General features: G+C 68.8%; 15 protein-coding genes and 1 pseudogene. 4 read left to right on the forward strand and 12 right to left on the reverse strand.

Annotation, left to right across the window (positions count from 1 at the left end; translation table 11 throughout):
* Positions 1 to 142: 142 nt before the first annotated feature.
* Together ACIBI4_RS04605 and ACIBI4_RS04610 are read right to left on the reverse strand one after the other, a co-directional pair.
* Positions 143 to 841 (reverse strand): type 1 glutamine amidotransferase domain-containing protein, encoded by a 699-nt coding sequence (locus ACIBI4_RS04605; RefSeq protein ID WP_399202114.1) that lies wholly within the window; start codon positions 839 to 841, stop codon positions 143 to 145.
* Positions 842 to 899: 58 nt separating this feature from the next.
* Entirely contained in the window at positions 900 to 1,475 is a 576-nt protein-coding gene (locus ACIBI4_RS04610) for a TetR/AcrR family transcriptional regulator (RefSeq protein ID WP_399202115.1), read from the reverse strand.
* Positions 1,476 to 1,672: 197 nt separating this feature from the next.
* Between ACIBI4_RS04610 and ACIBI4_RS04615 the strand changes: the two genes are divergently transcribed.
* Positions 1,673 to 2,593 (forward strand): NAD-dependent epimerase/dehydratase family protein, encoded by a 921-nt coding sequence (locus ACIBI4_RS04615; protein ID WP_399202116.1) that lies wholly within the window; start codon positions 1,673 to 1,675, stop codon positions 2,591 to 2,593.
* Positions 2,594 to 2,780: 187 nt separating this feature from the next.
* Here the strand turns inward: ACIBI4_RS04615 and ACIBI4_RS04620 are convergent, their stop codons facing one another.
* A complete protein-coding gene (locus ACIBI4_RS04620) occupies positions 2,781 to 3,248 on the reverse strand; it encodes a hypothetical protein (protein WP_399202117.1) in 468 nt (155 codons plus the stop codon).
* 454 nt (positions 3,249 to 3,702) lie between these two features.
* Positions 3,703 to 4,170 carry a MarR family winged helix-turn-helix transcriptional regulator gene (locus tag ACIBI4_RS04625; RefSeq protein WP_399202118.1) on the reverse strand — a complete coding sequence of 156 codons (468 nt, stop codon included), beginning with the start codon at positions 4,168 to 4,170 and terminating at the stop codon, positions 3,703 to 3,705.
* Positions 4,171 to 4,314: 144 nt separating this feature from the next.
* Between ACIBI4_RS04625 and ACIBI4_RS04630 the strand changes: the two genes are divergently transcribed.
* Together ACIBI4_RS04630 and ACIBI4_RS04635 are read left to right on the forward strand one after the other, a co-directional pair.
* The gene (locus ACIBI4_RS04630; protein WP_399202119.1) at positions 4,315 to 4,860 is read left to right on the forward strand and encodes a YitT family protein; all 546 of its coding nucleotides are present in this window, start codon (positions 4,315 to 4,317) and stop codon (positions 4,858 to 4,860) included.
* A complete protein-coding gene (locus tag ACIBI4_RS04635) occupies positions 4,857 to 5,420 on the forward strand; it encodes an NADPH-dependent FMN reductase (protein ID WP_399202120.1) in 564 nt (187 codons plus the stop codon). Before ACIBI4_RS04630 ends, ACIBI4_RS04635 begins: the two co-directional genes overlap by 4 nt.
* A gap of 120 nt (positions 5,421 to 5,540) precedes the next feature.
* Here ACIBI4_RS04635 and ACIBI4_RS04640 read toward each other — a convergent pair whose 3' ends face one another.
* Positions 5,541 to 6,440, reverse strand: coding sequence for a LysR family transcriptional regulator (locus ACIBI4_RS04640; protein WP_399202121.1), 900 nt, complete (start codon positions 6,438 to 6,440; stop codon positions 5,541 to 5,543).
* Positions 6,441 to 6,565: 125 nt separating this feature from the next.
* On the opposite strand from ACIBI4_RS04640, the gene ACIBI4_RS04645 reads away from it, so the two are divergent.
* On the forward strand, positions 6,566 to 6,931 hold the full coding sequence (locus tag ACIBI4_RS04645; protein ID WP_399202122.1) for a YybH family protein: 366 nt from the start codon (positions 6,566 to 6,568) through the stop codon (positions 6,929 to 6,931).
* Positions 6,932 to 6,998: 67 nt separating this feature from the next.
* On the opposite strand, the pseudogene ACIBI4_RS04650 reads toward ACIBI4_RS04645, so the two are convergent.
* The 7 genes and pseudogenes from ACIBI4_RS04650 to rhaS form a co-directional block, all read right to left on the reverse strand.
* Positions 6,999 to 7,295, reverse strand: a pseudogene (locus tag ACIBI4_RS04650) (pectate lyase); the annotation flags it as partial.
* Between the two features lie 38 nt (positions 7,296 to 7,333).
* Entirely contained in the window at positions 7,334 to 7,426 is a 93-nt protein-coding gene (locus ACIBI4_RS04655; protein ID WP_399202645.1) for an excalibur calcium-binding domain-containing protein, read from the reverse strand.
* Positions 7,427 to 8,344: a hypothetical protein gene (locus ACIBI4_RS04660; protein ID WP_399202124.1), complete on the reverse strand. Its 918-nt coding sequence runs from the start codon at positions 8,342 to 8,344 to the stop codon at positions 7,427 to 7,429.
* 137 nt (positions 8,345 to 8,481) lie between these two features.
* Entirely contained in the window at positions 8,482 to 9,840 is a 1,359-nt protein-coding gene (locus ACIBI4_RS04665) for a hypothetical protein (protein ID WP_399202126.1), read from the reverse strand.
* 161 nt (positions 9,841 to 10,001) lie between these two features.
* Positions 10,002 to 11,030 (reverse strand): LacI family DNA-binding transcriptional regulator, encoded by a 1,029-nt coding sequence (locus tag ACIBI4_RS04670; protein WP_399202127.1) that lies wholly within the window; start codon positions 11,028 to 11,030, stop codon positions 10,002 to 10,004.
* A 184-nt stretch (positions 11,031 to 11,214) separates the two neighbouring features.
* Complete coding sequence (locus tag ACIBI4_RS04675; RefSeq protein ID WP_399202129.1) at positions 11,215 to 11,535, reverse strand: L-rhamnose mutarotase; 321 nt, start codon at positions 11,533 to 11,535, stop codon at positions 11,215 to 11,217.
* A 79-nt stretch (positions 11,536 to 11,614) separates the two neighbouring features.
* Positions 11,615 to 12,706 (reverse strand): rhamnose ABC transporter substrate-binding protein, encoded by a 1,092-nt coding sequence (gene rhaS / locus ACIBI4_RS04680; RefSeq protein ID WP_399202130.1) that lies wholly within the window; start codon positions 12,704 to 12,706, stop codon positions 11,615 to 11,617.
* Between the last annotated feature and the right edge of the window lie 54 nt (positions 12,707 to 12,760).

A 12,760-nucleotide genomic window follows, 5' to 3' on the forward strand; every position in this document is an offset into this window, starting at 1 on the left:
CGGGGGGAGGGCTCCTGCACAGCATCACGGGTGAGTCCTCACAGCCCCTCGCCGACATGCTCATGGAGCTCCCCCACCAGGGCGCCTGCATGACGTAGGGCCTCGACCAAAGTTCAGGTCAAGGCGGCCTCTGAACGTCCCCTCACGACGCGTCGCCCTCGAGGGCTTCGACGACCTTCTTCGCCGTGGCTTTGGCCGAGCCCGGGTTCTGGCCGGTGACGAGGTTGCCGTCGGCCACGACGTAGGACACGAACGGCAGTGTCGCCTTCTCGTAGAGCGCGCCGCGCTGCTTGGCCGTCTCCTCGGCGTTGTACGGGACCAGCTTGTCGACGCGGGCGAGGACCTCCTCTGTCCAGGCGAATCCCGTCATCTTGCGGCCGGCGATGAGATAGGTGCCGTCGGAGAGCCGGGTGTTGAGCAGGCCGCAGTAGCCGTGGCAGACCGAGGAGACGATGCCGCCGCGCTCGTGGATCTCACGGGTGAGGCGCTGCAGGCCCTCGCTGTCGGGGAAGTCGTACATCACGGCGTGACCGCCGGTGAAGTAGATCGCGTCGTAGTCCGATGCATCGATCCGGTCCGGGCTCGCCGTGTTCTCGAGCAGGGCCATCTTCGCGGGGTCGGCGCGCCATGCATTGGCGGTCTTGTCGTGGTTCGGGAACTTCAGCGCACGCGGCTCCAGAGGTACGGCGCCGCCGGCCGGGCTGACGAGTGTCTGCTCGTAGCCGTGTTGCTCGAAAACGTGCCAGGCGTGCGTGAGCTCGGAGAGCCACAGGCCGGTGGGGTGGGACGGGTCGTCGTAGTGGGCGACGTTCGTGACGACGTTCAGGATGCGCTTGGTCATGGCTGATCTCTCTTTTCGTGCGGGCCGCAATGGCGGGGCGGCGGGCGGCCGACGGGTGTCAGGGGCCGACCGATGTGATGGCGAGGAAGGCGCCGCGTACCCGGTTGGCGACCTCCTTGTCCGACGCGGCCTGCAGCTTCCCGTCGAGGTACAGGCAGGCCAGCCCATGGGCGAGCCCCCAGCCGGCCGAGGCCAGGGCCGAGGCGTCCGCGCCGGGGACGACGCGATCGAGCGCGTCGGCCAGCAGCTCGTGCAGGGCGTCGGCGGCCTTGACCCGCTCGTCGTCGGCGTCGTCGCAGGGCTTGCCGAACATCACGCGGAACAGAGCCGGGCGCCGGAGCGCGAAGGCGACGTAGGTGACGGCGAACTCGGCCAGGTCCGGGAGCGAGGCGGGCAGGTCGTTCGCACCGCCAAGATCGGCCAGCAGGTCCCGGAAACCTTCGACGGCGAGCGCGGATTCCAGCGCGTCGCGGTCCTTGAAGTGGCGATACGGCGCGGTCGGCGATACGCCGGCCCGACGCGCGACGGCGCGCAGCGAGAAGGGCTCGCCGCCCTCCAGCATCTCCATCGCGGCCGACAGCAGCGCCGCCCGCAGATCGCCGTGATGGTAGCCGCTCTTCCCCGATGTTGACATTGCTTACTTCACGCTCCTACGGTTGTTAGCACCGTAAACATAGAGTACGCCCGCTGGCCTGAGCGCGTGGGAACGAGCCGGCGCGGCCTTTACCCGCCCTCATCGACCAGGCCACGGCGGCCGCCGCATCGCGTGACACGACGCCCCGCGCTGCCGTGCTGTCGCGCCACCCGCACCATCCACCTCGAGGAGCACCCATGCAGACCGTTCTCGGCGCCGGCGGACCGATCGCCGACGAGCTCGTGAACGAGCTCCACCGCAACTACACCAAGGACATCCGCCTCGTCAGCCGCACCCCGTCGAGAGTGAACGACACCGACGAGCTCGTGGCCGCAGACCTCACCGACGCCGACGCCACCAGCCGCGCCGTCGCGGGCAGCGACATCGCCTACCTCACCGTCGGCCTGCCCCTGGACTCGGAGCTGTGGGAGCGGCAGTTCCCCGTCATCGTGCGCAACGTCATCGACGCCTGCGCAGCACACGGCACGAAGCTCGTCTTCTTCGACAACACCTACATGTATCCCGGAACGCCGACGCCCCAGACCGAGGCGACACCCTTCGCACCCGGCGGACGCAAGGGACGCGTCCGCGCACAGATCACCACCATGCTGCTCGATGCCATGCGGACCGGCCGCGTCGAAGCCGTGATCGGCCGGGCACCGGAGTTCTACGGTCCCGGCCGCACCAAGAGCTACACGAACTCGCTGGTGTTCGACCGGATCAAGGCCGGCAAGCGGCCGCTCGTCCCCATCGACGCCCACGCCAAGCGTTCCCTGATCTGGACCCCCGACGCGAGCCGCGCTCTCGCCCTGCTCGGCAACACGCCGGACGCCTACGGCCAGACATGGCACCTGCCGGTCGACCCGGACCGGCACTCCTACGCCCGGCTCATCGACCTCGCCGGCGAAGTCACCGGCCGCACCATCGGCTACACGGTGCTGCCGATGGCCGCTTTCCGCCTCGGCCGCCGCTTCGTCAAGCCGCTCGACGAGATGTACGAACTCCTCGTCCGCTACCGCGGCGACAACATCTTCGACAGCTCGATGTTCGCCGCCCGCTTCCCCGAATTCCCCGTCACGAGCTACTGCGAGGGAGTGGAGCAGATCCTCGCCGGCTGACCGCCGGGAGGCCCACCGGCAACGACGCAGTCCACACCGGGACAGGACAACGCATGGCGTCGCCGGCGCTCTACCTGTGCACGGCCGCTATCAGTTCAGTGTGCCGCTCGGCCGAGGCCGGGCGTAGACCCGCTTCAGCCGCTTCTCGGCTGTTACGTGTGGTCCTTGTCGTCCACTTTCCCGACGATCACAGGGGTGACACTGTGGAGCATGCCTTATCGGCGGGCTGCCGAGTCACTGCCCGCGCGCCGGGTGAGCCCGTGTTGTGGAACACAAGGACGTAGCAGACATCCGCTTGCCCGGTACTACCTCCAAAGTGCGGACCGGCGAGTTCGTAGCTCGCGGAGAACTTCACCGTCATGCCCGCCGTTGTTCCTTGGCGTTGGTATCCGAAGACGGTGCCGCGGTACGGGATCGCCAGCTGGTACGCAGCGCGTTGGTCGCGTGGGAAGTCGGTCGTGCGCGCGGCCATGTCGTCTGCGAACCGTCGGGCGAGCGAGACAGTTTCCTCCCGGGCTGCCTTCTCCCGGTTGTCCTCTTGCCGCTGCCCGTAGAGGAACAAGGCGGCGAGAACAAGGATGAGGAGAATTATGGGCGCGAGGAGCACGCCGAGGGCTCGGGCCCACGGCGCGCTCCGCCCGTCGCGGTCAGTCATGTGACCTGATCACTGCAGTCGCCCCAGTGCTCGCTCGAAGGTCTGAGCGTAGAGCGTGGTGCCCAGGCTGGCGGGGGTAGCTCTCGCGGCTGACGCATGCGGTGCCCCTATTTGCCAGCATTCGAAGTCGCCAGGGCCTTTCTGCCTGAGCACGGTCTTGTTGATGCCTTCGTCCCGCGCAGGCCTGGTGACCGGCGAAGTCCGGGTCCGGGCCCTCCCAGACGCTACGGATAGGGTCAGCCGAGCGGGTGTCCAGAGTGTTCACCATGGCCTTCTGTTTGTCCTGGTAGTACGCCGCCAGCTCATTGAGGACTCCCCGCGATGGCCGTTTCCAGTAGGCATTCCCGGGTGGCCGCTGCAAGGGCGTCACGGAGGGTGTTAGCGCCCCAGTTCCACAGGCCGCTCACTGCTCCCACCGCATGCCTGCCGCCGCATCGATGACGGCCCCGATGACCTAGCTCTCGTCGGCCAGCCGAGCCACGACCGTCTCGCCAATCTCCGCGAGGGCGTCGAGCTGCTCGGGCGTGAGCAGGTCGATGAAGTGCCGGTGCACTGAGTCCACATGGGCGGGAGCGGCCGTGTCGAGGGTTTGCCGGCCCTCGGCGGTGAGTACGACCACGGCGCCGCGGCCGTCGGTGGCGCAGCTATCGCGTGTGACCAGGCCTCGTTGCTGCATGCGGGCCAGGTGGTGCGAGAGCCTGCTGCGGGACCAGAGCATCCGGTCGGCGAGTTCGCTGATACGGCGTCGGTGGTCGGGGGCCGCCGCGAGGTTGGACAGGACGTCGTAGTCGGGGTCCGACAGGCCGCTGTCCTGCTGGAGGTCGCGTGAGATCTGCGCGTTGAGCAGGAGAAACATCCTGCGGTACGCCTGCCAGGCGCGCTGCTCGCGGTCGGTGAGCCAGTGGGGATCCTGCTTCGTCACGCCCTCACCGTACTCACATTTGATTGACACGTCATCCATGTCGACCTACCGTCGGACGCGACGGAGTGAGTGACATGTCAATCACTTGGAGGGGGTTCGGTGATCGCAGGACTGCGATTGGGCTCCGGGCTCACCTTGTTCGGCGTGAGCATCGCGCTCATGGTCACGGCCGGACTCGGCGTCCCCTCCTGGGACGTACTGCACCAGGGCCTTGCGCACAGCACGGGCCTGCCGTTCGGCTGGGTGGTCAACGGTGTCGGCGTGCTGGTGCTGCTCGCCTGGATTCCCCTCGCGGTACGCCCCGGCGTCGGCACCCTCGCCAATGTCCTGACCGTCGGCCTGATCGCGGACGCCACTTTGAGCGTGCTGCCCGCGCCCGGCCCCCTCTTCCTGCGTCTGGCCTTCCTGACGGTCGGCATTTCACTCAACGCCCTCGCGACCGGGCTCTACGTCGGAGCCGGTCTCGGCCCCGGACCGCGGGACGGCCTGATGACCGGCCTCGCGGCCCGCGGCATCTCCATCCGCAGAGCACGCACCGCGATCGAGCTGACCGTGCTGGCGGTCGGGTGGCTGCTCGGCGGCACGGTCGGTGTCGGCACCGTGCTGTTCGCCGCCGCCATCGGACCGCTGACTCAACTCGCCCTGCGACGCCTGACGTTGCGACAGCCCATGAAGGAGCCCTCACCATGACCGCCCGCCTGCTCGTCATCTCCGCGAGCACCCGCCCCACCTCCGCAGGCCGCCCCCTGGCGCAGTGGCTCGCCGAACGGGCCACCGGCCACGCGAAGTTCGAGACCACACTCGTCGACCTCGGCGAACTGGCCCTGCCCTTCTTCGACGAGCCGGGCCTGCCCGCCGACGGCGGGTACGTCCATCAGCACACCAAGGACTGGAGCTCGACCGTCTCGGCGGCCGATGCCTTCCTCTTTGTCCTGCCGATGTACAACGGCGGCTTCACCGCTCCGCTCAAGAACGCGGTCGATTTCCTGTACGCGGAGTGGCAGGGCAAGCCGGTCGGCCTGGTCAGCTACAGCGCGGGCACCTCCGGCGGCGCGCCTGCCCTCGCCATGCTCCACCCGGTCCTCACCCGCGTCGGCCTGCGCCCGGCGCCTTGCACGCTGTCGGTTCCCGCGATCACCGAACTCGTGGGTTCCGCGGGCGAATTCCGCGCACCCGCGCATCTGGCGGCGTCAGCCGACACGGTCCTCGACTCGGTCGGCGACCTGCTGGCGGCGCCTGTCGCCGCGTGAGCAGCCCCGGGCTGTTGTCGCAGCGCATGGGCGGTGTGCGGCCGGGCCCACATGCGTCGATCAAGCGCTCACGACGTCCTGGCCCTCGTGGACTTCGACTCGCGCCGGAGCGCCACGAGGTCACCGGTCGGTAATCGGGCCGGCCATCCGGAAAGCCCGCCGGCAATGGACCAGCAGTTCCCGTACGGGAGGATTGTGAGCGCCCTTCCAGATCAGGGCCAGAAGTGCTGGTGTATCGGCGTCCTCGATGGTGCGGGCGGTCAGCAGGTCGCCGTATGCGGCGGCCATCGAGTTGCTGAGGATGCCGATGCCGAGGCCTCGGGCGGCGAGGGCCGCGACGGCGTCTGCGGCGCCGGCCTGAAGCGCGATCGTGGGGTGGAGGTCCTGTTCCGCGCAGGCCTGGTCGAAGACCGCGCGCAGGCCGGTTCCTTCCGGCATGCAGATGATCGGGTGGCTGGTGATGTCGCGCAGGGTGACGTGGCTGCGCTGCGCGAGGGCATGTTCGGCGGGGATGACCGCGACGATCCGTTCGTCGATGAGGGTCAGGGCGTCGAGGCCGTCGGGCGTGGTGGCTGCGGCACCGATCAGCGCCACGTCGATGGCCCCGGTCCGTACTCCCTCGGTGAGCCGGTCGGAGCTGTCCTCGAGGACGGAGATCTCCACGCGCGGGTGCGCCGCGTGGAAGGCGGCGAGGGCATCGAACAGCGGTGTCACGGTGCAGCCCACGACCATCCCGACGGTGAGATGTCCACGGACCAGATCGGACACCTCGTCCACTGCTTGCGCAACCGCCCGGCCGGCGGCGATGGCGGCGCGGGCGTGTTCGAGGGCGGCCTTGCCCGCGACCGTCAGCGTGACGGTGCGGCCCGAGCGGTCGAACAGCTCGGCGCCGAGGTCGCGTTCGAGCTGGCGGATCTGGGCGCTGATGCCGGACTGGCTGATGTGCACCCGTTCCGCGGCTCGCGTGAAGTTCCGCTCCTCGGCCACCGCGACGAAGTAGTCAAGCTGCCTCAGCTCCATAACCGTTGATTCTAGTTTGCAGAAGAAGCATCTGTTGGATTTCTGATCGGCCGGGGCGAACACTTGGTGGTACCGGACGGCCTCTCCCGGACCGTCCGATGACGGACGTCTCCTACGGAGGAACCATGCCGGAGTACGAGAAGGCCATGCGGCCCGAGGACATCACCCGCCTGTTCGTCGAGCGGTCCAACGCGGGGGACGCGGCCGGGGTCGCCGCCCTGTACGAGGAGGACGCGGTGCTGGCCTACCCGCCGGGCGAGATGACGGTGGGACGGGAGGCGATCCGGATCCTGTGGGAGAAGGTCCTCGCCAACCGGCCCCGGTTCGAGCCGGAGCAGCCGCTTCCGACACTCGTCAGCGGCGACCTCGCTCTCACGTCGACCCCGCCGAAGGACGGGACGGGCGCCCGGGCGCAGGTGGTGCGGCGCCAGCCCGACGGGAGCTGGCTGCGTGTGCTCGACCAGCCCGAGTTCGTTCCGCCGCACCGGTGAGGCTGCCACGACGGCGCACAGAGCCCCGCCTGATTCCGCCGGCAGGGCTCTGGTCCATGCGCGGCGGCTACTCGTAGCCGAGGTCCGCGGCCGTGAAGCGGCAGTGGGTGCCGTCCGGGCCGACGCCCGTCTTCACCGGCTCGTCACCGGAGTTGTTCCCGGTGAAGCGCACACACGTCTCGATCTTCTTGCTGCTGTCTCCGTGGATACGGATGTTCCGCAGCGCGGCCGTGTCGCCGTAGTTGGTGTTGGTGTTGATGCCGACGATCGACTTGCCGGGCGCGGTGATGTCCACGTCGTTGATGATGATCGTGCGCTTGTACTGGGTCGAGCAGTTGCCGCAGGAGCGCACCAGCTTGCCGAACCTGCAGAACGGGCTTGAGGGTGTGACGTCCCAGTGGCCTACCGGTCGCAGGCGATGCCGTCTCCGTCGCGGTCCAGGCCGGAGCGGTAACCAGGCTGGCCGCGGTAGATGGGCGCGGCGCCGGCGACGATCTACAGGCGCGAAGTGCCGGCATAGATGCGTCCGGCCCCCGGCTCCGGCACGGGCCAGACCTCGATACGGAGCACCGCCACCACCTGATTGCTCACGTCACCATCCATGGGTGCGCCGCCTGGTCTCTCGAATGTCGTGCGGGACATGCGGATGCGAGCCCAACCGGGCGGCAACTCGAAGTTGGTCCGGTCCGGGACCCCGTTCCAGGAGCCCCTCACTGCCAGACGGCCTCGCGATGCGTAGAGCGTCGCGTCAGCTATGGGGGCGTACGGGGCGCTGTCGTTGCTCCGCGCTCTTGGCAGAACGGCGACGATGACGGCCACATCGCCGTTGTCGGACCTGCCGGTCTCCGGGGCGTCGCAGGCGCCGAGGTACTCAGTCAGGTCATGGCCCATCGATGGGCGACCAGGGTCTCCGTCATCTGCGTCGTATGCGAAGACCTGAACGGTGCCGGCATCAAGGCAAATCTCTGTCGTCGTCGCCAGCTCGGCAACCAGCCATGTGCCGCGCTCAGCCACTCCGGGAGGAGGCGGCGGAGCCGGTCGCGTCAAATGGACCGTCCGCTCCCGCGGGCCTGAGGTGGCGCCGTGCGCCGACGGGTTCCTGCGCCCTGCACGCCTTGAGTGCCGCTCCGGATTCGCGCGAGCCACAGCAGACAACCACAGTGCTCCCGTGAGCACGATGACCGTGTGGACGGCGCCGGCGATCCACAGCTGAAAAGCCGAGAACAAGGCCAGCCCAGCAGCTAGCGAGGCCCCGGTGAGGAGAGCTCCCTGGCGCGCCGCCCTGTACGTAGAGGGACCGCTCGATCCGAAGTCGTACCCCTGAAACGCGGTACGCAGAAGCAGCCACCCGACGAAGACGGCGTCGGCGGGTAGCAGCGCGCAGGCGATGCCGATGTCCACCCATAGCCGCATGCCTGTCATCCTTCTCGCTGCCGCACGCGGGTGCCATGAGTACCCGTACTCATGGCACCGACTACCGTTCCTGGTGGGCAGCTTGGCGACGGGCCGGGAGTCCGGACACCGCGACTCGTTCCCCTGCTGCGCTTGTCCTACAGGCGGTGCACGGGCGTGGTGTGGTCGATCCAGTGCCAATTCACCGGCTGCAGTTGCTTCTTCAGCGCGGTGCGCTCCCTGGCGTAGGCGCGCAGGGCGTCTTCGACCCGCGGGCCGAGGCCGCCGGGCGTGCTGGGGCAGGGGATGCGGAGCATCAGGTGCTGCGTGTGGTGGACGAGGATGAGCTCTCCGTCGGGGGTGCAGTCGCGCAGGGTGAAGTGCTTGAGGAGCTTGTAGCGCTTGTCCTGGAGGTCCAGGCGCTGGACGCGGACGCCGTCGGCGGTCCAGACGAACAGGCCGTAGCGATTGAGGTGGTACACCCGCCCTCGCACAGGGTCGGCGGCGATCTCGAAGATGTGCCCGGTGAAAGGGCTGTCGCGGTGCAGGTGCATGCCGCCGAGCTGACCGACGATCTGGCCCTGGTCATCGACGAGGACGAATGCGAAGCGCTGCCCGCGGCTGCCGCCGCGGTAGATGTGCCCGAAGACGGGGACGACGAACAGGTCCTCGCGCAGGACCGCGGGCCGGCCCAGCCGCGAGTCGCTCCAGGCGAACGAGCCCGCGGTCGGCTCGAGCTGGGTGAGGTGCTCGGACAGCGACGGCCGCGGCCGGTGGGCCATGCCGACCGGCTCACCGCGCCACAGCAGGTCGGGGCGCAGGTCCGCCTCGGTGTGCTTCTCCGGCTCGGCTTCCATGGACACCAGCGCCCGCAGGGTCGGCTTCGAGTCGGCGGTGAGCGGCTGGTCGGTGAGGGAGACGATGTTGGTGAGGAGATTGCCGTAGTTGTACACGCCGTACTCGCCGGTCGTGCACAGCAGACGGCCGCCGGGGGTGGCGCTGATCCAGCTGGCGAACGGGTTCTTCGGCCCGTCGTCGTGTCGTCGCCGGGGCATGGTGTGCCGGGCGGTGACCGTGGCGAGGTCGGCGGTGATCAGGTGGGTGTGGTCGTCCGGGCCGGTGGCCGCGAGTGTGCCGTCCGGCAGCAAGCACAGACCCTTGGCCCACCACAGGTCGTCTCCCAGGCCGGGCTTCGGGCCGCCGTATGTGGTGTCCTGGCGCAGGTGCCGGTCCTGTCCGGAAACGGCGGTCGCCGACACGGTGCCGTCCGGCGCGTACTTGGTGAGCACCGTGTAGCCGAAGTTCGCCTTGGTGGCGTCGGGGTCAATGTCGGCAGCATCATCACCCCAGCTGCCCGTGCTCCGGTACACGTACGCCAGGACGTACAGGTCGCCGCTCGGGGCCGTGGCCACGTCGTCGACTCGCATTCCCCAGCCGTCGGTGTACCTGCGCTCCAGATCGATCGCATGATGCTCAATAAGTGCGGACGGCAGGCGTACGGGAATCGTGTGGCTCATGCCGTTCATTCTCAGCGGCACCACTGACAGTTGATGATCCGGATCCGGCACCAGGCGATCACGGTGTTCACGCCTGGCTTCGTTCACTTGAAGCAGATACCGGCGTACGCGGAGGTCCACGCCCCACCGGTCAGATCACAGTCACCGCTGTGCGCAGGACGTCAGTTCCAACCCGCGCTCGACTGCCGCACCACCAACTCCGGCTGCAGCACCACATGTTGGTGCTCGTGCTCGTCCGCCAGGTCGCCGGTCTCCTGCAGGAGCAGTTCGGTGGCCATCGCGCCCATCGTGACGGCCGGCTGGCGTACCGACGTGAGAGGGACGGTGGCCGCCGCCGCGAACTCGATGTCGTCGTAGCCGACGATGGCCATGTCGTCGGGGACCTTGACCCCGGCCGCGTACAGGGACTGCAGGACGCCGAGGGCGAGCAGGTCGTTCGCGCAGAAGACGGCGGTCGGGCGTTGGGCGAGACCGAGCAGTCGGGCGCCCGCGTCGCGGCCGGCGGCGACGTCGAGGCGTTCGGTGGGCAGTTCCTGCAGGGTCTCGGGGGGCAGGTCCAGCTCGGCCAGCGCCCGCTGCACTCCGGTCCGGCGGTCCTGTACCTGCTTGAGGTGGCCGGGGCCGCTGACGAAGGCGATGGCCCGGTGGCCGGCGGACGCCAGGTGGCGGGCAGCGAGCGCGCCGCCCGCCACGTCGTCGACGGCGACCGAGCAGCCGTCCTCGGCGCCGGCCACCCGGTCCACCAGGACGAAGGGGATGCCGTGGCGGCGGAACTCGCGCAGGGTGCGTCCGCTGGGGTCGGCGGGTGTGATGAGCGCGCCGCGCACCCGCTGCTGGGCGAAGAGGTTGAGGTACTCGCCCTCCTCGTGCGCGTCCTGGCCGCTGTTGCAGACCATGACGCCCATGCCCGCCTCGCGCGCGGAGCGCTCGGCGCCGCGTGCGATGTCGACGAAGAACGGGTTGCCCATGTCGAGGACGAGCAGCGAGATCATCCGGCTGCGGCCCGCGCGCAGCTGCCGGGCGGACTCGCTGCGGACGTATCCGAGGCGGGAGATGACCTTCTCGACGTGGCGCCGGGTCTCCTCGGAGACGCGGTCGGGCTGGTTGAGCACGTTGGAGACCGTGCCGATGGAGACGCCGGCCTCCTGCGCGACGTACTTGATGCCGACTTTCGGCCGGATGCCCGCCATGCCGTCTCCCCGTTGTCTCTCACGTGCCGTCCCCGTCATCGCATGATCCGACGTCGCGCGAAAGGGGTCCGGCAGGACTTCATCCTGCCAAAGAAGCTGTGCCCGGTGCTCAGACCAGGTGTGTCCATGCCAGGTGCGCTCATGCCAGGTGCGCTCATGCCAGGTGCGCTCATGCCAGGTGCGCTCATGTCAGATGGAAGACCTCGGTGAGGGGACGCATCGCCGCATCCGGCGCCTGTCCGTCCAGGTCCGTGAAGAAGTCCCCCATCTCGGCCTGCCAGCGCGCATTGACGTCGGTGGCGTCCATCGCCGCGCGGGCCGCCTCGAAGTCCTCGGTCTCCACGTAGCCGACCAGGAGGCCGTCCTCGCGCAGGAAGAGCGAGTAGTTGTGCCAGCCGCTCGCCGTCAGGGCGTCGCGCATCTCCTGCCATACGTGCTGATGGCGGGCCCGGTATTCGTCGATACGGTCGGCCTTGACCTGGAGCAGGAAGCAGACGCGCTGCATGGGTCGGTGTCCTCCACTCGGTGTCCTGCACAAGAGGTGCGGGGGCCACCCCTGGAGACGGCCCCCGCACCGGTGCGGCTCAGAACTTGAAGTCGTCGATGTTCGACTTGTCGAAGACGGTCGGCTTGCCGAGGGTGACGACGCCGTCCTTCTCGATGGTGAACTCGCCGAGGTCGCCGGCCTTGTACGTCTCGCCCTCCTTGCCGGTGATCTGCCCCGACTCGAGGGCCACCGCGGTGTGCGCGGCGAGCGCGCCCAGCTTCGCCGGGTCCCACAGCTCGAAGGCCTCGACGGTGCCGTTCTTGACGTACGCACGCATGTCGTTCGGCGTGCCGAGGCCGGTGAGCTTGACCTTGCCCTTGTACTTCGAGCCCGACAGGTACTGGGCCGCGGCCTTGATGCCGACGGTGGTCGGGGAGATGATCCCCTTCAGCTTCGGGTGCTCCTGGAGCAGGCCCTGGGTCTGCTGGAAGGACTTCTGCGCGTCGTCGTCGCCGTACGCGGTCTTGACGAGCTTGATGTCCTTGTACTCGGGCTTCTTCAGCTCGTCCTTCATGAAGTCGATCCAGGTGTTCTGGTTGGTGGCCGTCTGGGCCGCCGAGAGGATCGCGATCTCGCCCTTGCCGCCGATCTGCTTCGCCATCTCCTGGACCTGGGTGCGGCCGAGGTCCTCGGCGCTGGCCTGGGAGACGAACACCTGGCGGCAGTCGGCCTTGGTGTCGGAGTCGTAGGTGACGACGCTGACGCCGTTCTTCATGGCCTGCTTCAGCGCGGTGCACAGGGCGCCCGGGTCCTGCGCGGACACGGCGATGCCGTCGACCTGCTGCTGGGTGAGCGTGTTGACGTACGAGACCTGGCCCGAGGTGTCGGTGCCGCTGCTGGTGCCGACCTCCTTGTACGTGGAGCCGAGCTCCTCGAGTGCCGCCTTGCCGCCGTTGTCGGAGGTGGTGAAGTACGGGTTGTTGACCTGCTTGGGCAGGAAGGCGACCGTGAGGCCCTTCTTGATGGCGGCGTTCGGGTCGGCCTTGCCCGCGGCGGCGGACTTGGCGTCCTCCTTGTTGGCGTCGTCCTTGGTGGTGCCTCCGCAGGCGGTGGCACCGAGGGTGAGCGCCGCGGTGACGGCGAGTGCGGCGGTGAGGCGGCGGCTTCTGGCGGTGGCGGTCCGGGACATGGGGGTCCTGCCTTTTCGTCAGTGTGGTGAGTTACGGGACGTGGCGTGACGTGA

This window comes from Streptomyces sp. NPDC050418, from assembly GCF_044458745.1.
Classification (GTDB): domain Bacteria; phylum Actinomycetota; class Actinomycetes; order Streptomycetales; family Streptomycetaceae; genus Streptomyces.